This window comes from Streptomyces sp. CS113, from assembly GCF_002188365.1.
GTDB lineage: Bacteria > Actinomycetota > Actinomycetes > Streptomycetales > Streptomycetaceae > Streptomyces > Streptomyces tendae.
In genome coordinates this window covers 8,078,885-8,103,150 of record NZ_KZ195574.1, presented here as the reverse complement: position 1 = coordinate 8,103,150, position 24,266 = coordinate 8,078,885, and the positions used below count along the sequence as shown (strand labels likewise).

General features: G+C 72.9%; 18 protein-coding genes. 16 read left to right on the top strand and 2 right to left on the bottom strand.

Annotation, left to right across the window (positions count from 1 at the left end):
* Positions 1 to 153 precede the first annotated feature (153 nt).
* The 6 genes from B9W62_RS36585 to B9W62_RS36560 all read left to right on the top strand — a co-directional run bounded on the left by B9W62_RS36585 (position 154) and on the right by B9W62_RS36560 (position 8,992).
* Positions 154 to 426 (top strand): DUF5133 domain-containing protein, encoded by a 273-nt coding sequence (locus tag B9W62_RS36585; protein WP_087811192.1) that lies wholly within the window; start codon positions 154 to 156, stop codon positions 424 to 426.
* A 61-nt stretch (positions 427 to 487) separates the two neighbouring features.
* On the top strand, positions 488 to 2,494 hold the full coding sequence (locus B9W62_RS36580) for an alpha-1,4-glucan--maltose-1-phosphate maltosyltransferase (protein WP_087811191.1): 2,007 nt from the start codon (positions 488 to 490) through the stop codon (positions 2,492 to 2,494).
* Positions 2,491 to 4,209 (top strand): maltose alpha-D-glucosyltransferase, encoded by a 1,719-nt coding sequence (gene treS, locus B9W62_RS36575; RefSeq protein ID WP_087811190.1) that lies wholly within the window; start codon positions 2,491 to 2,493, stop codon positions 4,207 to 4,209. The genes B9W62_RS36580 and treS overlap by 4 nt, the downstream gene beginning before the upstream one ends.
* Positions 4,210 to 4,237: 28 nt before the next feature.
* Positions 4,238 to 5,599, top strand: a complete 1,362-nt coding sequence (locus B9W62_RS36570) for a maltokinase N-terminal cap-like domain-containing protein (RefSeq protein WP_087811189.1) — start codon at positions 4,238 to 4,240, stop codon at positions 5,597 to 5,599.
* A 3-nt stretch (positions 5,600 to 5,602) separates the two neighbouring features.
* Positions 5,603 to 7,828: a 1,4-alpha-glucan branching protein GlgB gene (glgB, locus tag B9W62_RS36565; protein WP_087811188.1), complete on the top strand. Its 2,226-nt coding sequence runs from the start codon at positions 5,603 to 5,605 to the stop codon at positions 7,826 to 7,828.
* Positions 7,829 to 7,900: 72 nt separating this feature from the next.
* Entirely contained in the window at positions 7,901 to 8,992 is a 1,092-nt protein-coding gene (locus B9W62_RS36560) for a glutamate--cysteine ligase (protein WP_087811187.1), read from the top strand.
* Between the two features lie 40 nt (positions 8,993 to 9,032).
* On the opposite strand, the gene B9W62_RS36555 is transcribed toward B9W62_RS36560, so the two are convergent.
* Entirely contained in the window at positions 9,033 to 9,269 is a 237-nt protein-coding gene (locus tag B9W62_RS36555; protein WP_087811186.1) for a DUF6480 family protein, read from the bottom strand.
* Between the two features lie 154 nt (positions 9,270 to 9,423).
* On the opposite strand from B9W62_RS36555, the gene B9W62_RS36550 reads away from it, so the two are divergent.
* Both B9W62_RS36550 and B9W62_RS36545 read left to right on the top strand, forming a co-directional pair.
* Positions 9,424 to 11,331, top strand: a complete 1,908-nt coding sequence (locus B9W62_RS36550; protein WP_087811185.1) for an AMP-dependent synthetase/ligase — start codon at positions 9,424 to 9,426, stop codon at positions 11,329 to 11,331.
* Between the two features lie 130 nt (positions 11,332 to 11,461).
* Positions 11,462 to 11,896: an ATP-binding protein gene (locus tag B9W62_RS36545; RefSeq protein WP_087811184.1), complete on the top strand. Its 435-nt coding sequence runs from the start codon at positions 11,462 to 11,464 to the stop codon at positions 11,894 to 11,896.
* A 10-nt stretch (positions 11,897 to 11,906) separates the two neighbouring features.
* Here B9W62_RS36545 and B9W62_RS36540 read toward each other — a convergent pair whose 3' ends face one another.
* Complete coding sequence (locus B9W62_RS36540; protein WP_087812271.1) at positions 11,907 to 12,377, bottom strand: ATP-binding protein; 471 nt, start codon at positions 12,375 to 12,377, stop codon at positions 11,907 to 11,909.
* Between the two features lie 423 nt (positions 12,378 to 12,800).
* On the opposite strand from B9W62_RS36540, the gene B9W62_RS36535 reads away from it, so the two are divergent.
* The 8 genes from B9W62_RS36535 (at position 12,801) to B9W62_RS36500 (ending at position 24,220) form a co-directional block, all read left to right on the top strand.
* A complete protein-coding gene (locus B9W62_RS36535) occupies positions 12,801 to 16,520 on the top strand; it encodes a HAMP domain-containing protein (RefSeq protein ID WP_087811183.1) in 3,720 nt (1,239 codons plus the stop codon).
* Positions 16,517 to 18,982 carry a SpoIIE family protein phosphatase gene (locus B9W62_RS36530; protein ID WP_087811182.1) on the top strand — a complete coding sequence of 822 codons (2,466 nt, stop codon included), beginning with the start codon at positions 16,517 to 16,519 and terminating at the stop codon, positions 18,980 to 18,982. The genes B9W62_RS36535 and B9W62_RS36530 overlap by 4 nt, the downstream gene beginning before the upstream one ends.
* A 130-nt stretch (positions 18,983 to 19,112) precedes the next feature.
* Positions 19,113 to 19,505, top strand: a complete 393-nt coding sequence (locus B9W62_RS36525) for an STAS domain-containing protein (RefSeq protein WP_087811181.1) — start codon at positions 19,113 to 19,115, stop codon at positions 19,503 to 19,505.
* Between the two features lie 156 nt (positions 19,506 to 19,661).
* Positions 19,662 to 20,561, top strand: coding sequence for an STAS domain-containing protein (locus B9W62_RS36520; RefSeq protein WP_087811180.1), 900 nt, complete (start codon positions 19,662 to 19,664; stop codon positions 20,559 to 20,561).
* Positions 20,558 to 20,989 (top strand): STAS domain-containing protein, encoded by a 432-nt coding sequence (locus tag B9W62_RS36515; protein ID WP_087811179.1) that lies wholly within the window; start codon positions 20,558 to 20,560, stop codon positions 20,987 to 20,989. Before B9W62_RS36520 ends, B9W62_RS36515 begins: the two co-directional genes overlap by 4 nt.
* Positions 20,989 to 21,429, top strand: a complete 441-nt coding sequence (locus B9W62_RS36510; protein WP_087811178.1) for an anti-sigma regulatory factor — start codon at positions 20,989 to 20,991, stop codon at positions 21,427 to 21,429. Before B9W62_RS36515 ends, B9W62_RS36510 begins: the two co-directional genes overlap by 1 nt.
* Entirely contained in the window at positions 21,429 to 22,490 is a 1,062-nt protein-coding gene (locus B9W62_RS36505; protein ID WP_087811177.1) for an ATP-binding SpoIIE family protein phosphatase, read from the top strand. Before B9W62_RS36510 ends, B9W62_RS36505 begins: the two co-directional genes overlap by 1 nt.
* Positions 22,487 to 24,220, top strand: a complete 1,734-nt coding sequence (locus B9W62_RS36500) for a PP2C family protein-serine/threonine phosphatase (protein ID WP_087811176.1) — start codon at positions 22,487 to 22,489, stop codon at positions 24,218 to 24,220. The genes B9W62_RS36505 and B9W62_RS36500 overlap by 4 nt, the downstream gene beginning before the upstream one ends.
* The last annotated feature ends 46 nt before the right edge of the window (positions 24,221 to 24,266 follow it).

Here is a 24,266-nt window from a genome sequence, read left to right as displayed (position 1 = left end):
GCTCGGGGCCGGAATACGGGCGGAAACGGGTGCCGCAAAGCAGTTGAAGATCCAACAAGACGGGGCGTGACCGTCCATGCACCATGTGTGAAGAACTCGACCGTCCAGAACCCGATCGTCCGTACCACCGGACCGCCCGGAAGGTGACCGGCCATGCTGCTCCCCGCGAAGAGCGAAGTCGCCCAGCAGCTGCGGCATTACCGCGCCTGGGAACGCTCGATGCTGGCGTCCCCCACGGACGTCACCGTCCGGACCACCTTCGAGGACTCCGGCTACACCCTCTGCGTGCTGATGGGGAAGCGCTGCGCACGCGAGGCCGCGGACGCCGCCGAAAGGTATCTGCGGACGAACCTGGTCACCCATGCGCAGGAGCAGCCGGAACGGCTCGCCCCGTCGGGGCACAAGGCCCCCTCGGGCGCGGTGTGACCCGATCGGCCCAACCCAATCGGCCGGGCGCGCGCCCGGCCCCGAGCACGGCGGAGGTGAGATGCGGATGAGCGCGACCGTGGGGATCGGACGTATCCCGGTCCGGGACGTCCAGCCGGTGGTGGAGCACGGCAGGCGTCCGGCGAAGGCGGTGACGGGAGAGACGTTCGAGGTCACCGCCACCGTGTTCCGCGAGGGGCACGACGCGGTGGCCGCCAACGTCGTGCTGAAGGACCCCGAGGGCCGGCCGGGCCCCTGGACGCCGATGCGGGAGCTGGCCCCGGGCAGCGACCGCTGGGGCGCCGAGGTCACGCCGGGCGCACCGGGCGACTGGACGTACCGGGTGGAGGCGTGGAGCGATCCCGTCGCCACCTGGCGGCACATCGCGCGAATCAAGGTCCCGGCCGGCATCGACGCCGGCCTCGTGCTCGAGGAGGGGGCCGAGCTGTACCGGCGGGCCGCCGCGGGGGTGCCGAAGGAGGCGGGGCGGGCGGTGGTGCTGGACGCGGCGAAGACGCTGCACGACGACTCGCTGCCCGTGGCCACCCGGCTGGCGGCGGCGTTGACGCCGGAGGTGGACGCGGTCCTGGCCCGCCACCCCCTGCGGGACCTGGTCACCTCCTCCGAGCCGCTGCCCCTGCTGGTCGAGCGGGAACGCGCCCTGTACGGCGCCTGGTACGAGTTCTTCCCCCGCTCCGAAGGCACCCCCGCCCAGCCCCACGGCACCTTCCGCACCGCCGCCCGCCGCCTCCCCGCGATCGCCGCCATGGGCTTCGACGTCGTCTACCTCCCCCCGATCCACCCCATCGGCACCACCCACCGCAAGGGCCGCAACAACACCCTCACCGCCTCCGCCGACGACGTCGGCGTCCCCTGGGCCATCGGCTCCCCCGAAGGCGGCCACGACAGCATCCACCCCGCCCTGGGCACCCTCGACGACTTCGACCACTTCGTACGCGAAGCCGCGAACCTCGGCCTGGAGATCGCCCTCGACTTCGCCCTCCAGTGCTCCCCCGACCACCCCTGGGTCCACAAACACCCCGACTGGTTCCACCACCGCCCCGACGGTTCGATCGCCCACGCCGAGAACCCGCCCAAGAAGTACCAGGACATCTACCCCGTCGCCTTCGACACCGACCCCGACGGCCTCCACGCCGAAACCGTCCGCATCCTGCGCCACTGGATGGACCACGGCGTGCGCATCTTCCGCGTCGACAACCCCCACACCAAACCCGTCGCCTTCTGGGAACGCGTCATCGCCGACATCAACCACACCGACCCCGACGTCATCTTCCTCGCCGAGGCCTTCACCCGCCCCGCCATGATGGCCACCCTCGCCCAGATCGGCTTCCAGCAGTCCTACACCTACTTCACCTGGCGCAACACCAAGCGGGAACTCACCGAGTACCTCACCGAACTGTCCGGGGAGGCCGCCGCCTACATGCGGCCCAACCTGTTCACCAACACCCCCGACATCCTGCACGCCTACCTCCAGCACGGCGGCCGCCCCGCCTTCGAGGTCCGCGCCGTCCTCGCCGCCACCCTCTCCCCCACCTGGGGCATCTACAGCGGCTACGAACTCTGCGAGAACACCCCCCTGCGCGACGGCAGCGAGGAATACCTCGACAGCGAGAAGTACCAGCTCACCCCCCGCGACTGGACCCGCGCCGCCCGCGAGGGCACCACCATCGCCCCCCTCATCACCCGCCTCAACACCATCCGGCGCGCCCATCCCGCGCTGCACCGGCTGAGGAACCTCCGCTTCCACCAGACCGACAACGACGCGCTCATCGCGTACAGCAAGCGCGCCGGGTCCGACACCGTCCTGGTGGTCGCCAACCTCGATCCGCACCGCACCCAGGAGGCCACGATCTCGCTCGACATGCCGCAGCTCGGCCTGGACTGGCACGAGTCGGTGCCGGTCCACGACGAACTCACGGACGAGACCTACCACTGGGGCCGCACGAACTACGTGCGCCTGGAGCCCGGCCGGGCCCCCGCCCACGTCTTCCACCTCCGCCGGCCCTCCGCCGCCGCGCCCCGGAACGAAGGGTCCGCAGCCTCATGACCGTGAACGAGCCCGTGCCGGACAAGTTCGAGGACACCCCTGCCAAGGACCGGGACCCGGACTGGTTCAAACGAGCCGTCTTCTACGAGGTCCTCGTCCGCTCCTTCCACGACAGCAACGGCGACGGCGTCGGTGACCTCAAGGGCCTCACCGCCAAACTGGACTACCTGCAATGGCTGGGCGTGGACTGCCTCTGGCTCCCGCCCTTCTTCAAGTCGCCCCTGCGCGACGGCGGCTACGACGTCTCCGACTACACCGCCGTGCTGCCCGAGTTCGGCGACCTCGCCGACTTCGTGGAGTTCATCGACGCGGCCCACCAGCGGGGCATGCGCGTGATCATCGACTTCGTCATGAACCACACCAGCGACCAGCACCCGTGGTTCCAGGAGTCCCGCACCAACCCCGACGGCCCCTACGGCGACTACTACGTCTGGGCCGACGACGACACCCGCTACGCCGACGCCCGCATCATCTTCGTCGACACCGAGGCCTCCAACTGGACCTACGACCCGGTCCGCGGCCAGTACTACTGGCACCGGTTCTTCTCCCACCAGCCGGACCTCAACTACGAGAACCCGGCCGTGCAGGAGGAGATGCTGGCCGCCCTGAAGTTCTGGCTGGACCTCGGGGTCGACGGCTACCGTCTGGACGCCGTGCCCTATCTGTACGCGGAAGAGGGCACCAACTGCGAGAACCTGCCGGCCTCGCACGCCTTCCTCAAGCGGGTGCGCCGCGAGATCGACGCGCAGTACCCGGACACCGTGCTGCTGGCGGAGGCCAACCAGTGGCCGGAGGACGTGGTCGACTACTTCGGCGACTACGCCACCGGCGGCGACGAGTGCCACATGGCCTTCCACTTCCCGGTCATGCCGCGCATCTTCATGGCCGTGCGCCGCGAGTCCCGCTACCCCGTCTCGGAAATCCTCGCCAAGACCCCGGCCATCCCGTCCGGCTGCCAGTGGGGCATCTTCCTGCGCAACCACGACGAGCTGACCCTGGAAATGGTCACCGACGAAGAGCGCGACTACATGTACGCGGAGTACGCCAAGGACCCGCGCATGCGCGCCAACATCGGCATCCGCCGCAGGCTCGCCACCCTGCTGGACAACGACCGGGACCAGATCGAGCTGTTCACGGCCCTGCTGCTGTCCCTGCCCGGCTCGCCGATCCTCTACTACGGCGACGAGATCGGCATGGGCGACAACATCTGGCTCGGCGACCGCGACGCCGTCCGCACCCCCATGCAGTGGACCCCGGACCGCAACGCCGGGTTCTCGACCTGCGACCCCGGCCGCCTCTACCTGCCCACGATCATGGACCCGGTCTACGGCTTCCAGGTGACGAACGTCGAGGCGTCCATGGCCTCGCCCTCGTCCCTGCTGCACTGGACCCGCCGCATGATCGAGATCCGCAAGCAGAACCCCGCCTTCGGCCTCGGCACCTACACCGAGCTGCCCTCCTCCAACCCCGCCGTCCTCGCCTTCCTGCGGGAGTACGAGGACGACCTGGTGCTGTGCGTGAACAACTTCGCGCGGTTCGCCCAGCCCACCGAGCTGGACCTGCGCGAGTTCGCCGGACGCCATCCGGTCGAGCTGTTCGGCGGGGTCCGCTTCCCCGCCATCGGTGAACTGCCGTACCTGCTGACCCTCGGGGGCCACGGCTTCTACTGGTTCCGGCTCACCCGAGTCGCATCCCGCATCGGCCGCCGCGCTTGAGCGTGGGCCGAGGAAAGGACGCGTCACCATGCCGAAGACCGCACCCCTGCGCACGAGACGCGGGCAGCTCGCCGAGCCGATGGCGTCGCTCGGCGAGTTGCTGCGCCAGTGGCTGCCGCGCCAGCGCTGGTTCGCGGGCAAGGACCGGCCCGTGGCCGAGCTGGGCCTGCTGTCGATGACCGAGCTGTTCCCGGGCTGTCTGCACCTCCTGGTGCACACCGGACAGGGCTCCGCGGCCTTCCCGGGCGGCGCTCCGTCGGCCGGGGACTGCTACCAGTTGCTGCTCGGCGTGCGCGAGCAGCCGTCGCCGCGGCTGGGCCGGGCCGTCATCGGGCAGGTGCAGGACGGGCCGCTGGCCGGGCGGACGGTCTACGACGCGCTGCACGACCCCCGGACCGCACAGCTGCTCCTGGAACGGCTCCGGCACCCGGGGAAGGCGGGCCCCCTGCGCTTCGAGGCCGACCCCGCGCGGCCGGTGCCCGGCGGTCTCGCGCCGCGGCTGCTGGACGCCGAGCAGTCCAACTCCTCGCTGATCTACGGCGACGAGTTCATCCTGAAGCTGTTCCGCCGCATCCAGCCCGGCGTCAACCCCGACCTGGAGGTACCCGACGCGCTGGCCCGGCAGGGCTGCGGCCGGGTGCCGGCGCCGGTGGCGTGGATGCGCACGACCCATCCGTACCAGGCGACGCTCGGCGTGCTCCAGCCCTTCCTGCACGGCGCCTCCGACGGCTGGACCCTGTCCCTGAACGCGCTCGCCGCCGGGGACGAGTTCACCGTGCAGGCCCACGAGCTGGGGCAGGCGATGGGCGACGTGCACCTCGCGCTGGCCTCCGCCTTCCCGGTCGGCGCACCCGGCGAGAACGGCCGCACGGCGGCGGCGATGACCGAGCGGCTGACGGCGGCGGCGCACTGCGTCCCGGCGCTCCAGCCCTTCGTCCCGGGCCTGCGCGCGGCGTTCGCGGCACTGTCGACCTGCGACTCGGGGCCGCCCGCCCAGCGCATCCACGGCGACCTGCACCTGGGTCAGGTGCTGCGGGCCGGCCGGGACTGGTTCGTCATCGACTTCGAGGGCGAGCCCTCGCGCCCGCTGGCCGAGCGGCGCAGCGCCCACTCCCCGGTGCGGGACATCGCGGGCATGCTGCGTTCCTTCGACTACGCCGCCCGGCAGCGCCGCCCGTGGCGTCCGGAGTGGGCGCGGCGCTGCCGTGAGGCGTTCTGCGCGGGCTACGCCGCCCGCGCCGGATGGGACCCCCGCAAGAAGCACGGTCTGCTGCGCGCCTACGAGACCGACCGTGCCGTGTACGAGGTGCTGTACGAGGCCCGGCACCGCCCCGACTGGCTTCCCGTACCCATGGCGGCGATCGAACGACTCGCCGTGAGAGGAGACTGACCCGTGGCCCTCCGCGACACCTCGATCCCCGAGCCGTCCGGTCCCGTCGCGCCCGCACCCGGTGCGTGCGCGACCGCGCCGCCCCTGGACCCCCACGACCGGGGGCGCCTGCTGGCGGGCGCCCACCACGACCCGCACGCCCTGCTGGGCGCCCACCCGGTACCCGGTGGCATCGCCTTCCGGACGCTGCGCCCCTTCGCCCGCGAGGTGAGCGTGGTCGTGGCCGGCGAGCGCCACGTTCTCGGGTCGGAGGGGGACGGCCTGTTCTCCGGCGTGCTGCCGCTCACCGAGATCCCGGCGTACACGCTGGCGGTGGCGTACAAGCAGGGCGAGCCGCAGGAGACCCACGACCCGTACCGCTTCCTGCCCGCACTCGGCGAGCTGGACCTGCATCTGATCGCCGAGGGCCGGCACGAGCAGCTGTGGCAGGCCCTCGGCGCCGAGCCGATGACGCACGAGGGGGTCACCGGCACCCGGTTCACGGTGTGGGCGCCGAACGCCCAGGGCGTGCGGGTCGCCGCCGACTTCACGCACTGGGACGGCACCGCGTTCCCGATGCGCTCGCTGGGTTCGTCCGGGGTGTGGGAGCTGTTCCTGCCGGGCGTCGGCGAGGGCACCCGGTACAAGTTCGAGATCCACTCCCGGTACGGGCACCGGTTCCTCAAGGCCGACCCGATGGCCCGCGCGGCCGAGGAGCCGCCGAACACCGCGTCCGTGGTCACCGCCTCGCGCTACGAGTGGGGCGACGCGCAGTGGATGCGGACCCGCGCCGACACGCCCGTGCACGAGGCGCCGTTCTCGGTGTACGAGGTGCACCTGCCGTCCTGGCGGCCCGGTCTGACCTACCGCGAGCTGGCCGAGGAACTGCCCGCGTACGTGAAGGACCTGGGCTTCACCCACGTCGAGCTGATGCCGGTCGCCGAGCACCCCTACGGGCCGTCCTGGGGCTACCAGGTCACCGGCTTCTACGCGCCGACCGCCCGCCTGGGCTCGCCCGACGACTTCCGCTTCCTGGTCGACGCGCTGCACCGGGCCGGACTCGGCGTGATCATGGACTGGGTGCCGGCGCACTTCCCGAAGGACGACTGGGCGCTGGCCCGCTTCGACGGGGATCCGCTGTACGAGCCCGGGGACGACCGGCGCGCGACCCACCCGGACTGGGGGACGTACACCTTCGACTTCGCGCGGACCGAGGTGCGCAACTTCCTCGTGGCGAACGCCGTGTACTGGTGCGAGGAGTTCCACATCGACGGGCTGCGCGTGGACGCCGTCGCCTCGATGCTGTACCTGGACTACTCGCGCGACTCCGGCCAGTGGGAGCCCAACCAGTACGGCGGCCGGGAGGACCTGGCGGCCATGGCCTTCCTCCAGGAGATGAACGCCACCGTCTACCGGCGCTGCCCCGGTGTGGTCACCATCGCCGAGGAGTCGACCGCGTGGGGCGGGGTGACCCGGCCGACCGACACCGGCGGGCTGGGTTTCGGCCTGAAGTGGAACATGGGCTGGATGCACGACTCGCTGGAGTACGTCGCGCACGAGCCGGTGCACCGCAAGTACCACCACCACGAGATGACGTTCTCGATGGTGTACGCCTACAGCGAGAACTACGTGCTGCCGATCTCCCACGACGAGGTGGTGCACGGCAAACAGGCGCTGGTGTCGAAGATGCCGGGCGACTGGTGGCAGCGGCGGGCGAACGTGCGCGCCTACCTGGGCTTCATGTGGGCCCACCCCGGCAAGCAGCTGCTCTTCATGGGCCAGGAGTTCGCGCAGGGCGCGGAGTGGTCGGAGAAGCAGGGCCCGGAGTGGTGGCTGCTGGACGAGGGGTACCACTCGGCGTCCGACCACCGCGGGATCCAGGACCTGGTCCGCGAGCTGAACACCCGCTACGCGCGCACGCCCGCCCTGTGGCAGCGCGACACCGACCCGGCCGGCTTCCGGTGGGTCTCGGTGGACGCGGCCGAGGACAACGTCTTCGCGTTCCTGCGGTACGGCGCGGACGGCACTCCGCTGCTGGCGGTGTCGAACTTCTCGCCGGTGGTGCGGGACGCGTACGCGCTCGCCGTCGGCGACGAGGCCGACGCGTGGCAGGAGGTGCTCAACACCGACGCCGAGGAGTACGGCGGCAGCGGTGTGGCCAACCCGGACCCGGTGAAGCCTCAGGACGGGAGCATCCGGATCACGCTGCCTCCGCTGGCGACGGTGTGGCTGGTGCCGTACGCCCTGTGAGCCGACCAGGTGTCCGACCGGCTGTCCGGGGCAGTCGGTCGGTGACACCGGCCCGCAGAGAGGCGGCACCACGTGCGCACCGTCGGAGTGGAGGAGGAACTCCTCCTGGTCGATCCCGCGACCGGCGATCCCCGGGCTCTGTCCGCCGCCGTGCTCGCCCGGGCCTTCCTGGACGACTCCGGTCAGGAGGTGTTCGAGAAGGAGCTGCACGAGCAGATGCTGGAGTTCGCCACGCATCCGCAGTCGGACATGGAGCTGCTCCACGCGGAGATCGTCCGCTGCCGCGAGGAGGCCGGCCGGCATGCCGGGGGGATCGGCTGCGCCGTGGCCGCGCTCGCCACCTCGCCGCTGCCGGTGACGCCCTCGATCGGTGTGAACCGGCGCTACGAGTGGATGGCCGAGCAGTACGGCGTCGTGGTCCAGGAACAGCTGGTCCTGGGCTGCCACGTGCACGTGTCGGTCGAGTCCGACGAGGAGGGCGTCGCGGTGATCGACCGGGTCCGGCCCTGGCTGCCGGTGCTGGCCGCGCTCAGCGCGAACTCGCCGTTCTGGCAGGGCCGGGACTCCTCCTACAGCAGCTATCGCAGCCGGGTCTGGCAGCGCTGGCCGTCGGCCGGTCCCACGGAGCTGTTCCGCTCGGCGGAGCGCTACCACCGCCGGGTCGCGGACATGCTGGCGACCGGGACGATCCTGGACGACGGGATGGTCTACTTCGACGTCCGGCTCTCCCAGCGGTATCCGACGGTCGAGTTCCGGGTCGCGGACGTCTGCCTGGACGCCTCCACGGCCGTCGTCCTCGCCGCACTCGCCCGCGCGCTGGTCGACACGGCCGCCGAGGAGTGGCGCCGGGGCAAGGAACCGGCCGAGGACAGCGTGAGCCTGCTCCGCCTCGCGGCGTGGCGGGCCGCCCGCTCGGGGCTGACCGGGGAGCTGCTGCACCCGGCGACGATGCGGCGGATGCCGGCCGCGACGGTCGTGCGGGACCTGCTCGAGCATGCCGGGGAGGCTCTCGCGGCCGCGGGTGACCTGGACCGGGTGCGCGAGGGTGTCGACACGCTGCTGCGGCACGGCAACGGGGCCCGCGTGCAGCGCGAGCTGCTGGAGCGCACGGGCAGCCTGCGGGAGGTCGTCGCCGCGTGCGTGCGCCGCACCCAGGCGGCCTGAGGCGTCACCCCGGGCGTCGGTGGAGGGCGGTGGAGGGGCGTCAGTAGATCAGGGCCAGGGCGTAGCCCAGGAGACCCACCGCGAAGATCAGCACGACCGCGGCGATCACGGTCATCGGCCCTTTGCTCCAGCCCTTGGCCGGGTTGCTGAGCAGGTCCTGGGGGCCTGCCTCGGGCATGCTGCTCTCCGCCGGCGGGGTCTCCCCGGGCGGCACGCCGCCGCCGGGCTCCAGACCGGTGCTGAGCCGGGGTTCGGGATCGGGATTCACGTACGTCATGTCCCCCCGAGTCCCCCGATCCGGCCGGATCACCGGGTGGGAACACTTCTGCGTTCCCGGCCCCCCGTCGCCTGCGGCTGAGCTAGCCTCCGAGCACCGTCGACCACGGTGTTCGTCGGCGGCGTCACCGTCCGTACACGTCAGGAGCAGGCGCATGCGCGAGACCGCACTCGCTCCCCGGGCCGTCCCGCCGCTGACCGGCTCGCTCGCCGACAGCCTCTTCGAGACGGCCGCCCGCACACCGACCCTGCCGATGCTCGCCCGGCGCCGCGGCCCCGGCTCGGCGGTCTGGGACGAGGTGACGGCCGTGGAGTTCCGCGACGAGGTGGTCGACCTCGCGAAGGGCCTGATCGCGAGCGGGATCTCGCCCGGCGACCGGGTGGCGATCCTCGCCCGCACCCGGTACGAGTGGACGGTCTTCGGCTACGCCCTGTGGACGGTGGGCGCCGAGATCGTGCCGATCTATCCGACCTCCTCGCGCGAGCAGGTCGAGTGGATCCTGCGGGACGCGGGCTGCGTGGGCGTGCTGGTCGAGGACGAGCAGAGCGTGATGACCGTCGGCTCGGTGTGCGCGTCGCTGCCCGCGCTGCGCCACGTCTGGCAGCTGGACGCGGGCGCGCTGGACACCCTGGTGGCGCGCGGCGAGTTCCTCCCGTTCGCCACGGTCGACTCCATGCGCCGCATCGTGCTGCCGGACTCCACCGCGGTGGTGGCCTACACCTCCGGCACCTCCGGTCGCGCCCTGGGCTGCGCGCTGAGCCACCGCGGGCTGGCCGCCCCGTGCGACACGCTGCTCGCGGGCTGGGGCCACACGGCGGCGCCGCCGGGCGTGCAGGGCGCGGTCCTCGCCTACCTCCCCTTCTCGCACGTGTACGGGCTGATGATCCAGACCCTGTGCGTACGGGGCGGGCTGCTGATGGCGCACGAGCCCGTGATGACCGGGGAGGCGCTCTCCTCGGCGCTGCGCTCCTTCCGGCCGACGTATCTGTACGCCGTTCCGTCGGTCCTGGAGAAGATCTACAAGAACTTCCTGCGCACCGCCCAGCAGTCCGGCCGCGGTGCCCTGTTCGAGCGGGCCGCGGACACGGCGCGGGACTTCGCCGCCGCACTGGAGCGCCGGCGCCTGGGCCGTGGGGCCGGACCCGGTCTCGACCTGCGCATGCAACACGCCCTGTACGAGCGGACGGTGTACCGGCGGCTGCGCGACGCGCTCGGCGGCCGGGTGAGCCGGGCGACGTCCGGCGGTTCGCCGCTCAGCAGGGAGCTCTCCCTCTTCTACGAGGGCATGGGCGTCTACGTACACGACGGCTACGGTCTGACGGAGACCAGCGGCGGACTGACGATGCAGCCGCTGGGCCGGGAGAAGTCCGGCACCGTGGGGCAGCCGCTGCCCGGCACGGAGATCCGGGTGGCCGACGACGGGGAGATCCTGGTGCGCGGGCCCTCGCTGTTCCAGGGGTACGTCGGTGACGAGGCCGCCACCCGCGAGGTGCTGCGCGGCGGCTGGCTGGCCACCGGCGACCTCGGGCACCTGGACGACGAGAACTACCTGGCGATCACCGGCCGCAAGAAGGACGTCATCATCACCAGCGGCGGCAAGAGCGTCGCCCCGGCCGCCCTGGAGCAGCGGCTGCGGATGCACCCGCTGGTCCACCAGGCGGTGCTGGTCGGCGACAACCGGCCCTGCGTCGGTGCGCTGATCACGCTCGACCCGGAGTTCCTGTCGCACTGGCGGGCGTCGCTGGCCCTGCCGGGCGACGCCCCCGCCCGGGAGGCACGCGAGGAGAACGCGCTGCGGGAGGAGATCGCGCGGGCCGTGGCCGCGGCCAACAGCGCGGTGTCGCGCTCGGAGTCCATCAGGGTCTTCCGCGTCCTGCCCGACCCCTTCGACGTGGCCGGCGGACTGCTCACCCCGTCGATGAAGCTCCGCCGCGACGCGATCGTACGGGCCTACTCGCTGGAGATCGACGCGATGTACGAGGCGCGCTCGCACGGTCGGCCGGTGCGGCCGCCGGAGGAGCCGGCCGCCTGGGAGGACGCGGACAACGTGTTCCTGCGCTGATCCGGGGCCCGTCCCGCCGTCGGACCCGCACACCGGCGCGACTAGGTTCAGCCGACACGGGAACTTACCAACGAAGGGGATCCGCAGAAGAAGGGACGGAGCCCGGCCGGTGCCGGGCCGGGAAGGCGCAATGGCAGCCGAGTCGCGTTGGGACAGGACACTGGCTTCCGAGGAGATCACGAACCGCACCGCCAGCTTCACCGGGGAGCTGCACAACGTGACCGGTGCGCGGCTGGTCGCGGAGGAGTTCCTCTACGACCTCGCCCGTGCGGCGCCGCCCGCGGCGCCCGAGCACTGGGACGACATCCTCCTCGTCGTCACCGAGCTGGCGGCCAACGCCGTGCAGTACGCTCCGGGGCCGTTCCAGCTGCGGCTGCGCCGCACCTTCGACGGCGTGCACGTCGTGATGCACGACACCAGCACCACGGAGCCCGCGCCGCGCCCCTTCCATCCGAGCAAGGGCGGCGGCGGCATCGGCTGGCATCTGATCCACACCCTGTCCGACCAGGTGAGTGTGGTCACCGGGGAACGGGGCAAGGACATCCACGTCTTCCTGCCCTGGTGACCGGCGCGGCTCACGGGGCCCCGGACCCGCGCAGCGGCACCAGCGCACTGATCGTCTTGCCCCCGTCGGGACGCACCTCGACCGCGATGTCCCGGGCGAGGCGGGCGACCAGCGGCCAGCCGTAACCGCCTCCGGGGTGCGTGGTCGGAAACGCGTACGCGGCCCGCGGCACCACCGCGCTGTGGTCGTGGACGGCGATCCACAGTCCCTCGTCGGTGGGCCGGGCCTCGAAGCCGGCCAGCCCGTCGCCGTGCCGGATCGCGTTGGTCACCAGTTCCGAGACCACGAGCAGCAGGTCAACGACGTCCTCCTCGCGCACCCGGCGGCCGGGGCCGCCCCAGCCGGTGCGCGCCACGGACTCCGCGTACGCCCGTGCGGCCGCGGCACCCGCCCCGTCGCCGGGCGCCGGTACGGCGAAGGGCGCGAGGCGGGGTGCTGCCGTGGCGGCGGCTGTCGTGGTGGTCCGGTCGGCTGGTTCCATGTCAGTGGTGTCCCCGGTTTCCCGCGTGCTGTCGTACGGTCCGGTCGGGTCGCGGAGCTTTCCCGCGGCGACCGCCGGCCGGGCGGACGCGACGGGCCGGACCGGCTCCACGGCAGCGGATACCCGTCTCCGGCCGCCGCATTCGGCCCGGCGGGCCCTCGGGCGGCGCCGGGACGACGAGCGGGTGCGCGCCGCCGGTGCCGCCCGCCAGACGTGACCCGTGCGGGGGTACGCGTTCGCCCGGGTGACACATCGCTTTGTCCGCGCCGGGGACCTGGGTTAGCCTCGGGCGTATTTTTCTCCCGGGGGCGAATCCGTGAACTGCGCGAACGCGGAGCCGGGAGGCCGGACCGCCCGAACGGTCCGGCAGGGGGTGGTGGGTCCTCGCCGCGAGGACCCCCGGGGAGCGGAACGAGGGTACGCATGACCAGCGACAGCACCGGATCCGTCGACGCGGTTCCGGGCGATCAGGAGTTGCGCCGCCTCCTGGCGGGCCTGACGGCCGTGCGGGACGGCGACTTCGGCACCCGTCTGCCGGACGACGCGGACGGGCTGATGGGCGACATCGCCAAGGTCTTCAACGGCATGGTGGACCAGTTGTCCGTGTTCACCTCCGAGGTCACCCGGGTCTCCCGGGAGGTCGGCACGGAGGGCGCCCTCGGCGGGCAGGCGAGGGTGCCGGGGGTCTCGGGCACCTGGGCCGACCTGACGGACTCGGTGAACGCCATGGCGGGCAACCTCACCACCCAGGTCCGTGACATCGCCCACGTGGCCACCGCCGTGGCCAGGGGCGACCTGTCGCAGAAGATCGACGTGGACGCCCGCGGCGAGATCCTGGAACTGAAGAACACCATCAACACCATGGTCGACCAGCTCTCCGCCTTCGCCGACGAGGTCACCCGCGTGGCCCGCGAGGTGGGCACGGCCGGGAACCTGGGCGGGCAGGCCCGGGTGCGCGGGGTGTCGGGCACCTGGAAGGACCTCACCGACAACGTCAACGTGATGGCGTCCAACCTGACCGGTCAGGTGCGCTCCATCGCCCAGGTGGCCACCGCGGTCGCCCGCGGCGACCTGTCGCAGCGCATCACCGTCGACGCCGAGGGCGAGGTCGCGGCGCTGGCCGACGTGATCAACACCATGGTGGACACGCTGTCGGCGTTCGCCGGCGAGGTCACCCGGGTCGCCCGCGAGGTCGGCACCGACGGGCGCCTGGGCGGCCAGGCGAACGTGCCGAACGTCGCCGGCACCTGGAAGGACCTGACCGACAACGTCAACTCGATGGCCAACAACCTCACCAACCAGGTGCGCAACATCGCCCTGGTGACCACCGCGGTGGCCAGGGGCGACCTGTCGAAGAAGATCGACGTCGACGCGCGCGGCGAGATCCTCGAACTGAAGACGACGATCAACACGATGGTCGACCAGCTCTCCGCCTTCGCCGACGAGGTCACCCGGGTGGCCCGCGAGGTCGGCACCGAGGGCAGGCTCGGCGGCCAGGCCGAGGTGGAGGGCGTCTCGGGCACCTGGAAGCGCCTCACGGAGAACGTGAACGAACTGGCCGGCAACCTCACCCGGCAGGTCCGCGCGATCGCCGAGGTCACCTCCGCCGTCGCCGAGGGCGACCTGACCCGCTCGGTCACCGTGGAGGCGTCCGGCGAGGTCGCCGAGCTGGGGGACAACATCAACGCCATGGTGGAGTCCCTGCGCGAGACCACGCGGGCCAACCAGGAGCAGGACTGGCTCAAGACCAACCTCGCCCGCATCTCCGGCCTGATGCAGGGCCACCGCGACCTGCCCGTGGTCGCCGAGCTGATCATGGACGAGCTGGTGCCGCTGGTGTCGGCCCAGTACGGCGCCTTCTACCTGGCCGAGGACGGGGACGACGGTCCCGAGCTGCGGCTCGTGGGCTCCTACGGCTACCCGGAGGACACGGCCAGACCCACCCGCATCGCCTTCGGCCGCACCCTGGTCGGCCAGGCCGCGCGCAGCAGGCGCACCATCATGGTGAACGAGCTGCCGCCGGGCTACCTGACCATCTCGTCCGGGCTCGGCGAGGTGGTGCCGGCCGCGCTGGTGCTGCTGCCCATCGTGGTCGAGGGACAGGTCCTCGGCGTCATCGAACTCGCCTCGGTCGCCCCGTTCTCCCAGATCAACCAGGACTTCCTGGAACTGCTGATGGAGACCATCGGCGTGAACGTCAACACGATCGTGGCCAACGCCCGTACCGACGAACTTCTCGCCGAGTCGCAGCGGCTGACCGGCGAACTCCAGGCCCGCTCCGCGGAGTTGCAGTCGCAGCAGGAGGAGTTGCAGCACTCCAACGCCGAGCTGGAGGACAAGGCGTCCCTGCTCGCCGCGCAGAACCGGGACATCGAGGCGAAGAACCTGCAGATCGAGCAGGCCCGGCAGGAGCTGGAGGCACGCGCCCAGCAGCTGTCGCTGGCCTCGAAGTACAAGTCCGAGTTCCTGGCCAACATGAGCCACGAGCTGCGCACCCCGCTCAACAGCCTGCTCATCCTGGCCCAGCTGCTGGCGCAGAACCCCTCGCGCAACCTCACCCCGAAGCAGGTCGAGTACGCCGGCATCATCCACTCGGCGGGCTCGGACCTGCTACAGCTGATCAACGACATCCTGGACCTGTCGAAGGTCGAGGCGGGGAAGATGGACGTGTCCCCCGAGCGGGTGACGCTGCGCCAGCTCATCGAGTACGTCGAGGCCACCTTCCGGCCCATGACGAGCCAGAAGGGCCTGGAGTTCAAGGTCACCACGGCCCCCGGCGCCCCGGCGGACCTGCTGACCGACGACTCCCGGCTGCGGCAGGTGCTGCGCAACCTGCTGTCCAACGCGGTGAAGTTCACCGAGCGGGGCGGCGTGGAGCTGGCCGTCGAACCGGCACCGGACGGCGAGGTGCCCGCGGGTGTGCTCCGGGGCGGGCCCGTGGTGGCCTTCCGGGTGAAGGACACGGGCATCGGCATCCCCGAGCAGAACCTGGAGTCGATCTTCGGCGCCTTCCAGCAGGCGGACGGCACGACGAGCCGCAAGTACGGCGGCACCGGGCTCGGCCTGTCCATCACGCGGGAGATCGCCCAGCTGCTCGGCGGCGCCGTCACGGTGGACAGCACGCCCGACCGGGGCAGCACCTTCACGCTGTACCTGCCGGTGGCCCGGCCCGACTTCGAGGACCTGCTGGCCCGCGGCCCCGAGCACCTCCCCGCCGACGCGGCCGCCGACGTCCTCGACCGCCCGGCGCCGGTGGCCGAGCTGACCGGCGGCCACCGGCAACGGCCGCGGCGCCTGCTGGTGGTGGAGGAGCGTCCGCGCGGTCTGCTCACCCTGGTCGCGGAGAGCGTGGTCGCCGATCTGACGCACGGGCGGGACGACGCGGGCGACCGGCCCCCGCTGGACGTGATCACGGCCGTGGGTGCCGAGGAGGCCGCCGGCGCGCTGGCGGCCGAGCCGTGCCACTGCGTCGTACTGGAGCTGGGCATGCCGGACGACGAGGCGTCCCGGTTCCTGCACGCCCTGCGGGGCGACTCGGCGCTGGCGAGCGTGCCGGTGCTCGTGCACAGCGGGCACCGCGCGGACGCCGCCGTGGAGGAGGATCTGCGCTCGCACTCGGCCGGCCGGACCCTCGAGTTCCTGGCCGGCCTGGACGAGCTGCGCGAGCGCATCGCCCTGCACCTGGCCGCCGAGGAACCCGGGGACGTGCTGTCCCTGGTGCGGCCGGAGGAGCCGCCGCGCCCGGACCCGCGGGCCGGTCAGGATCCGCCCGCCGGGCGCACCGTCCTGGTGGTCGACGACGACGCGCGCAACCTGTTCGCGCTCAGCGGGATCCTGGAACTGCACGGTTTCCGGGTGCTGCACGCGGAGAACGGCCGCCGGGGCATCGAGATGCTCGTGGACCACCCGGAGGTGTCGCTGGTCCTGATGGACGTGATGATGCCGGAGATGGACGGCTACACGGCGACGGCGGAGATCCGCAGGATGCCGCGGTACGCCGAGCTGCCGATCATCGCGGTCACCGCGAAGGCGATGCCCGGCGACCGGGAGAAGAGCCTCGCCTCGGGCGCCAGCGACTACGTCACCAAACCCGTGGACACCCAGGACCTCATCGCCTGCGTCCGACGGTGGCTGCCCGTATGAGCGCCTCCGAGCGGTCCGGCGGACCGGCCGGCGCCCTCGGGCGCGACGGCTCCGACCCGGTCGGCCTGACGCCGCTGTCGCCCGTGGGCAGGCTGGCGGCCACGGTGGACCGGCTCAGCCGCGAGGTGCGGGCCGCCCAGGCGGAGGCCGAGGGCCGGGCGCTGATCGAGCTGGCCAAGGGGATCCTGGTCGCGCGGCTCGGCTGCGGTCCGGCCGAGGCCGCCCGGCAGCTCGCCGAGCTGGCCGAGCAGTCCCAGGTGACGCCGCTGGAGTTCGCGGTCGACGTCATCAACCAGGCGGCCCGGGACCGCATGTCGGAGGTGACGGACGCGTTCCTCGCGGCCACCGCCGCCGTACGCACCGCGGGCCCGGAGGAGGACACGGACGGCGGGGCCACCGCGGGAGCCGGGGCGGCCGCGGAGGCGGTGGCCGAGTCCGCGGCCGTACGGCTGCGGGCGGCCGAGAGCGGCGCGCTGGCCGCGAACGACACCCAGGCCGTCGCGGACGCCCTGCTGGAGCAGGCGCTGCGCCCGCTCGGCGCGGTCGCGGTGGCCATCTGGGCGGCCGGGTACGACGGGTCGCTCACCCTGGTGGGCAGCGCCGGGTTCCCGCCCGCCGAGGCGGCCCGCTGGCGGTACGTGCCGCCGGACGTGGCGACGGTGGCCCGCTGCGCACTGACCGAGCGCTCGGGGCAGTGGTTCGCCTCCCTCGCCGGGACGGGGCTGCCCAGCGTGGGCCGGCACCAGTACCCGGACAGCGGCAGGGTCGCCGTGCCCGCCGGCACCGGGGGGCGCATCCACGGCGTGCTGGAGATCGCCTGGCCGGTGCCGCTGGCCCCGCAGCCGCCCCAGGTGGTCCGTCAGGTGGAGGCGCTGGCGGAGCTGTGCGCGCACACCCTGGAGTCGTACACGCCGCCGCGCGAGCCCGGGCAGGAGCCGCGGGCGATGCCGGACGCGGTGGAGCTGATGGACCTGGCCGACGGGCTGCACGACCCCGCTCTGGTGCTGGTGCCGCACCTGGACGCGGCGGGGCACCTGGCGGACTTCCGCATCCAGCACGTGAACAAGCGCTTCATGGATCCGGCCGGACGGCCGCGGGCCGTGGTGGGCGGTGCGCTGCTCCTGGAGGCCTACCCGATGGCCGCCGGGGACAGCGAGCTGTTCCGGAGCGTGGAGCGGGTGTACGCCACGGGCGAGCCGTTCCGGGCCCGGCACATGAACCTGACCGCCCTGGTGGACCAGGTGCCGCTGTCGGCGGTGGCGGACATCAGCGTCAGCCGGCACGGCAACGCGGTGCTGCTCATCTGGCGCATCGAGGACGAGACGGCCCGGCTGGCCAGTCTCCTCCAGCACGCCCAGCGGCTCGGCCGCATCGGCGGTTTCGAGGAGAACCTGCTGACCGGCGAGATCACCTGGAACGGGCAGCTGTTCGACCTGTACGGGCGCCCGCACACCAGCACGCCGGTGCCGCTGGAGGAGCTGGCCGCCCACGCCCACCCGGACGACGCCGTCGCCATCGGCCGGTTCCTGCGCACGCTGCTGCACCACCGGCGGCCGGCGTCGGCGGCGTTCCGGCTGCGGCGGCCCGACGGGGTGACCCGGCACGTGCGGGTGGTGGCCGAGCCGGTCCTGGACACCGACGACCGGCTGCTCCTGGTCCGCGGGGCCTGCCAGGACATCTCGGCCCAGCACTGGACGGAGGTGGCGCTCGCCGCCACCCGCGACCAGCTGGCGCACACCGAGCAGCAGGCCATCGAGCGTGCCCGGCTCACCCTGCAACTGCAACACGCGATCATGCCGCCCGAGCAGACCCCGCTGAGGGTGCCGGACCTCCAGGTGGCCGTCCGGTACCGGCCCGCGGAGACGGAGCAGCTGGTCGGCGGCGACTGGTACGACGCGGTGATGCTGCCGAGTGGGCGGGTGCTGCTGTGCGTCGGGGACGTCGCCGGGCACGGGATAGAGGCGGCGACCAGCATGGTGGTGCTGCGCAACGCGCTGCGCGGACTCGCGGTGACCGGGGCAGGCCCAGGACAGCTGCTGTCCTGGCTCAACATCGTGGCCCACCATCTGACGGGCGGGGTCACCGCCACGGCGGTGTGCGGCCTGTACGACCCGGCCCGGCGTACGCTGCGCTGGGCCAGGGCGGGACACCTGCCGCCGGTGCTCGTACGGGGTCCGGGGGCCGCGCCGCTGCCGCTGGTCAAGGGCATGCTGCTGGGCGCGGTGGCGGAGACGGCGTACGAGGAGGCCGAGGCGGAGCTGGCCGCCGGGGACACGCTGCTGATGTACACCGACGGTCTGATCGAGCGCCGGGACCGGCCGGTGGAGGAGGCGCTGACCCAGCTGCTGAGCACGGTGCGCCCCACGCCGAGCACCCTGGACCAGCATCTGGACCGGCTGCTCACCTACAGCAGGTCGGACACGGACGACGACACGTGTCTGGTGGGCATCCGGGTGGGGTGACGCACCGGGCGCGGGCGGGGGCGCGAACCGGGTCCGGTCCGGCAGGTGTGGAGTCGGGTTTCAGGGGTATCCGGCGGGCGCGGTGGGCCACCCGACGGTCCGCCGCGCCGCCGCATTGTTGGAGGTAGACGTGCCCATAGCCCAGAACCCGCTGTCCGTCGAAGTGACGCTGCCCCGGGAGGACGTCGCGCTGCTCAAGGTGGAGGGTTACCTGGACGTCGACACCGCGACCGAGTTCCAGCACCATCTGGCCAACCAGCTCCACCACGGCCGACGGCACTTCCTGCTGGACCTGTCCGCGGTGCCGTTCATGGACTCGTCCGGCATGAACATCATTCTGCGGGTCTACCAGGAGGCCCGTGACCTGCCGGGCAGCGTGCACATCATCTCGCCGGCCCCGGCGGTGCTGCGCGTCCTGGACCTGACCGGGGTGAGCATCACCGTGCCGGTCTCGGACAGCCTCGACGAGGCACTCTCCCGCGTCGACGCCGAGCCGGAGGGTCCGCGGGTGCCCGAAGCCTGAGCCGCCACGCCCGCACCCCTCCGGACCGGTCGTCCGGAAGCAGGTGACGCGCCAGGTCGGCGGGTGGTTAGAGTTGTCGACCGGCTGGGTCACGTCGCCGGCGCGTCACCCCGTGGGGGGTGAGGTGCGGCGCTACGCGGATGAGGAGTGGGACAGGTGCCGGAACAGGCGGAGGGAACGGCGGGAGTGCCGACGCGCGAGGTCAGGGACTTGCTGCGGCGTCGCCGTGAGCAGATCGCCCAGCGGTGGGCCGACGAGCCGCTGTTCCGGGCCGTGTTCACCGTCTCGCGCGACGAGGCGGTGGAGGCGGGCAAGGCCGTCGTGGACGCGCTGGCACAGGTCGCGGACGCGGCCCGGGTCGAGGACCCGGACGCCGCCGGATTCACGGCGGTGCGCGAGCAGTTGGCGCGGATGGGCGCGGCCCGCTCGCGCTCCGGGCTGAGCACCGCGCAGGTGTCCAACGAGGTGGCCGCGCTGCGTCCGCCCGTGGAGAACCTGCTGGTGGCCGACCTGCCGGAGGACGCGCCCACCGAGCACGTCCGGGACTGTGTCACCACGCTGAGCGTGCTGATGGGCACCCTGCGGGTCGTGGTCATGCAGACCGCGCTCAGCGAGGGTCAGGCACTCATCGACCGCCAGCGGCTCCAGCTGCTCGAGGTGGCCACCCCGGTCATCAAGCTGTGGGACGGCATCGTGGCCGTGCCCCTGATCGGCACGCTGGACAGCGCGCGCAGCCAGGTGGTGATGGAGACCCTGCTGGAGTCCATCGTGGAGCAGCAGGCGCGCTACGCGATCCTGGACATCACCGGTGTGCCGACCGTGGACTCGCTGGTCGCCCAGCACCTGATGAAGACGGTCGCGGCGGCCCGGCTCATGGGCGCCGAGTGCATCGTCTCCGGCATCCGGCCGGCGATCGCCCAGACCATGGTCCACCTGGGTCTGGACCTGGGCACGGTGGTCACCCGGGCGAGCCTCGCCGACGCGCTGGGGTACGTGCTGCACCAGCTCGGGGTCGGCATCGTGACGCCCGGCACGAACGGTGCGGTCGCGCGGTGAGCCAGGCATGGCCCGGGCCCCACGGGGCTCCGGTGACGGGGCACGTTCCGGTCCTGCGGCTCGGTGAGGTCCTCCTGGTCACCCTCCAGGGGGACCTGCACGACAGCACGGCGCAGCAGCTCCAGGAGGATCTCGCCGAGACGATCGTGCGCAGCGGTGCCACCGGCGTGGTCATCGACGTCTCCGGTGTGGAGATCGTCGACTCCTTCCTGGGCCGGATCCTGGCCGAGATCGCCGGTCAGACCGGCCTCCTGGCCGCGCGGACCGTACTGGTCGGCATGCGGCCGGCGGTCGCCATCACCCTGGTGGAGCTGGGTCTGACGCTGCCGGGCGTGCACACCGCGCTCAGTACCGAGGTGGCCATGGAAGTCCTGAGCCGGCAGGCCCCTTCGTCCCGTTTCGGCGGCCTCGGCCAGGAGCGTTTGTGATGCACACTGCCGCGGGCTCCCAGGCCCGCCTGCCGATCCGTTCGGACATGGATCTGGTGTGGGTGCGACAGCATGTGCGGCAGGCGGCCGCCCAGCTCGGCTTCGGTCTGGTGGACCAGACGAAGCTGGTCACGGCGGCCAGTGAGCTGGCCCGCAACACGCTCGTGTACGGCGGTGGCGGGACCATGGACACGGAGCAGCTCGTCGAGGGGACCACGCACGGGCTGCGGCTGACGTTCAGCGACGAGGGACCGGGTATCCCGGACCTGGAGCAGGCGCTCAGCGACGGTTTCACGTCCGGCGACGGGCTCGGCATGGGGCTGGGCGGCGCACGGCGCCTGGTGCACGAGTTCGGGATCGAGAGCGCCCCGGGCTCCGGGACGACCGTGCGGGTGACGTCCTGGGTGGGCCGGCCGCCGCGCCCGCGTGAGGAGTCCTGATGCCCCGCGTGTGGGATGTCCCGGTGCACGACTCCACCCGGGTGCGCGACGCCAGGGTGGCCGCGGAGCACGCGTCGGCCCTGGCCGGTCTCGACGAGCAGCGGACCTCGACGGCGGCGCTGGTGGCGACCGAGCTGGCCACCAACCTGCTCAAGCACGCCGGGGGCGGGCGGGTCGTCGTCGACGTGGTCGCCCCGCCCGTCCTGGCGGCCGGGTCCCCGGGGAGTCCTCGGGTGCAGATCGTCACGGTCGACCACGGGCCCGGCATCGCCGACGTGTCCGCCGCGCTGCGCGACGGTTTCACCACCACCGGCTCCCTCGGTGCGGGTCTGGGCACCTGTGCGCGCCTGGCCGAGGACTTCGACCTGCACAGCGTCCCGGGCCGGGGCACGGTGGTGGTCGCCCGGGTCGGCCTGCCCGCGGCCCGTGCCACCGACACCGGTCCGGCGGGCCGGTTGCGGGCCGGTGCGGTGAACGTCCCGTTCGGCGGCGCCGAGTACTCGGGCGACGCCTGGGCCTGGGTCCGGGACGGCGACCTGGTCACGCTGATGCTGGCCGACGGTCTCGGTCACGGTCCCGAGGCCGCCCGTGCCTCGGACGCCGCCGTGGAGGCGTTGCGCGCGGCCGCCCACCTGCCGCCGGCCGAGGCGGTGCGACGGCTCGACCGGGCGCTGTCCGGCACCCGCGGCGCCGCCGTCGCGGTGGCCCAGGTCGACACGCGGGCCGCGGTGCTCCGCTTCACCGGCGTCGGCAACATCGGGGCGCGGCTGTGCGAGGGCGGCACCTGGCGGCACCTGGTGTCGCGGCCCGGCATCGTCGGCACCCACCGGCCCACCACGCTGCGCGAGGAGCAGGCGCCGTGGGCGGACGACCGGGTGCTGGTCCTGCACAGCGACGGCCTGCCGAGCCGGTGGTCGCCGACGTCCGACACGTGCCGCACGGCGGCCGACCCGGCGGTGACCGCCGCCGTCACGATCCGTGATGCCAGCAGCCCGGCCCGTCCCGTACGGGACGACACCGCCGTCGCCGTGCTGGCCCCGATCCCGTCGGACGGACCATGACCCGAACCTGGCAGATCAGCGATGTCACCGACGCGGCGCGGGCGCGCATCGGCACCGCGCGCCTGGCGGCGGCGTTCGGCGTGCCGCCCGTGGAGCGTGCCCGGCTGACGGCCTCGCTCGGTGCGCAGCTGCGGCTGTGTCTGGCCAAGGGCGGCAGCTGGCGGCTCACCCTGGAGACGGGCACGGTCTCGCGTCCCGGGCCGGGAGCCGGGGAGAGCGTGCTGCACGCCGTGGTGACGCCGTCGCGCCGGGCAGCGGCCGCCGGGCAGCCGCCGTGGCGGGTCACGGTGCCGTGCCCCGAGGCGGCGGCGGACGTGGACGTCGGCGCCGTGGCGAACGATCCGGTGCTGCTGGCCGAGGCCCTGCTGGGCACCGACGAGGACACCGCGCTGGTGCTGGAGCGGCTCACCGAGCAGGAGGGCCTGGTCGAGTTCCACCGGGAGGAGCTCCAGCAGACGAACCAGGGCGTGGTGGCGCTGCACGCCGAACTGGACGCCGCCGGACGGGCCCAGCGCGAGGCGTTCGCGGCCGAGCGCAAGGCCCGTACGGAGGCGGAGAACGCCCGGCGCAGGCTGACGTTCCTGGCGGACGCGAGCGCGGTGCTGACCGCGTCGCTGGACCACCACGAGATCGTGCGGCGGCTGCCGGAGCTGCTGGTGCCCGAGTACGCGGCGAGTATCGACATCTGGCTGTTCGACCAGGACGGCGACCGGCCGGGACCCGCCCACGCGGCCGCCGCGGTGGTCGCCGCCCGCACCGGGCGCCCGCAGTACGCGGCCGCCCACCCGGGAGGTCTGCCCGGCGTCGACGACCAGCCGCCCTCGGCGCTGGCGCCCGACCGGCCCCTGCTGTGCATCCCGCTGCCGACCCGGCAGGCGCCCCTGGGGGTGGTGACCCTGTCCCCGCCCGGGGAACGCTGGGACGCGGACGACGCCGTGATGCTGGTCGAGCTGACCCGGCGGGCCAGCATCGCGATCGACCACGCCCAGCGCTACCAGCACAACCGCGACATCGCCGAGACCCTCCAGCGGGCCCTTCTGACGGAGTTGCCGACCCCGCCCGGGCTCTCGCTGGCCGCGCGTTATCTGCCGGCCACCCACGGACTGAACATCGGCGGCGACTGGTACGACGCGTTCCGGCAGCCCGACGGGGGTGTCATCGCCGTGGTCGGGGACGTCACCGGGCACGGGCTGCGGGCGGCGGTGATGATGAGTCAGCTGCGCACCGCGCTGCGCGCGTACGCGGTCGACGGCGGCAGCCCCGGGCAGTTGCTGACCCGGCTGCACATCTTCCTGCACCACCTCCAGCCCGATCTGTTCGCCACCGCGGTCATCGCGCGCTTCCACCCCGACGACCCGACGGTGACGTGGGCGGCCGCCGGCCATCCGCCGCCGGTGCTGCGTACCCCGGACGGGCGGGTGCGCACGCTGGACGCCAAACCCGGTGCGATGCTCGGCATCCCGCTGCGGCAGGAGATCGCGGACCACACGGTGCCCATGGCGCCCGGTTCGACGCTTGCCCTGTACACGGACGGTCTGGTGGAGCGCCGCGCCCGCGGCATAGACCCGGGCATCTCGCGGCTGGCGGACGCGCTGGGGTCGTTCGGCCCGGCGGAACTGGACGCGGACCTTGAGGGTTCGGCGGACGGGATCCTGCGTCCGATGCTCAGCGACTCCGAGCGGGACGACGACGTGTGCCTGCTGCTGTGCCACCTGCCCGGCACGGACTGACCCGGCGTTTCCACGCGGTTCGCTCCCGCCCGGTGCGCTCCGGGCC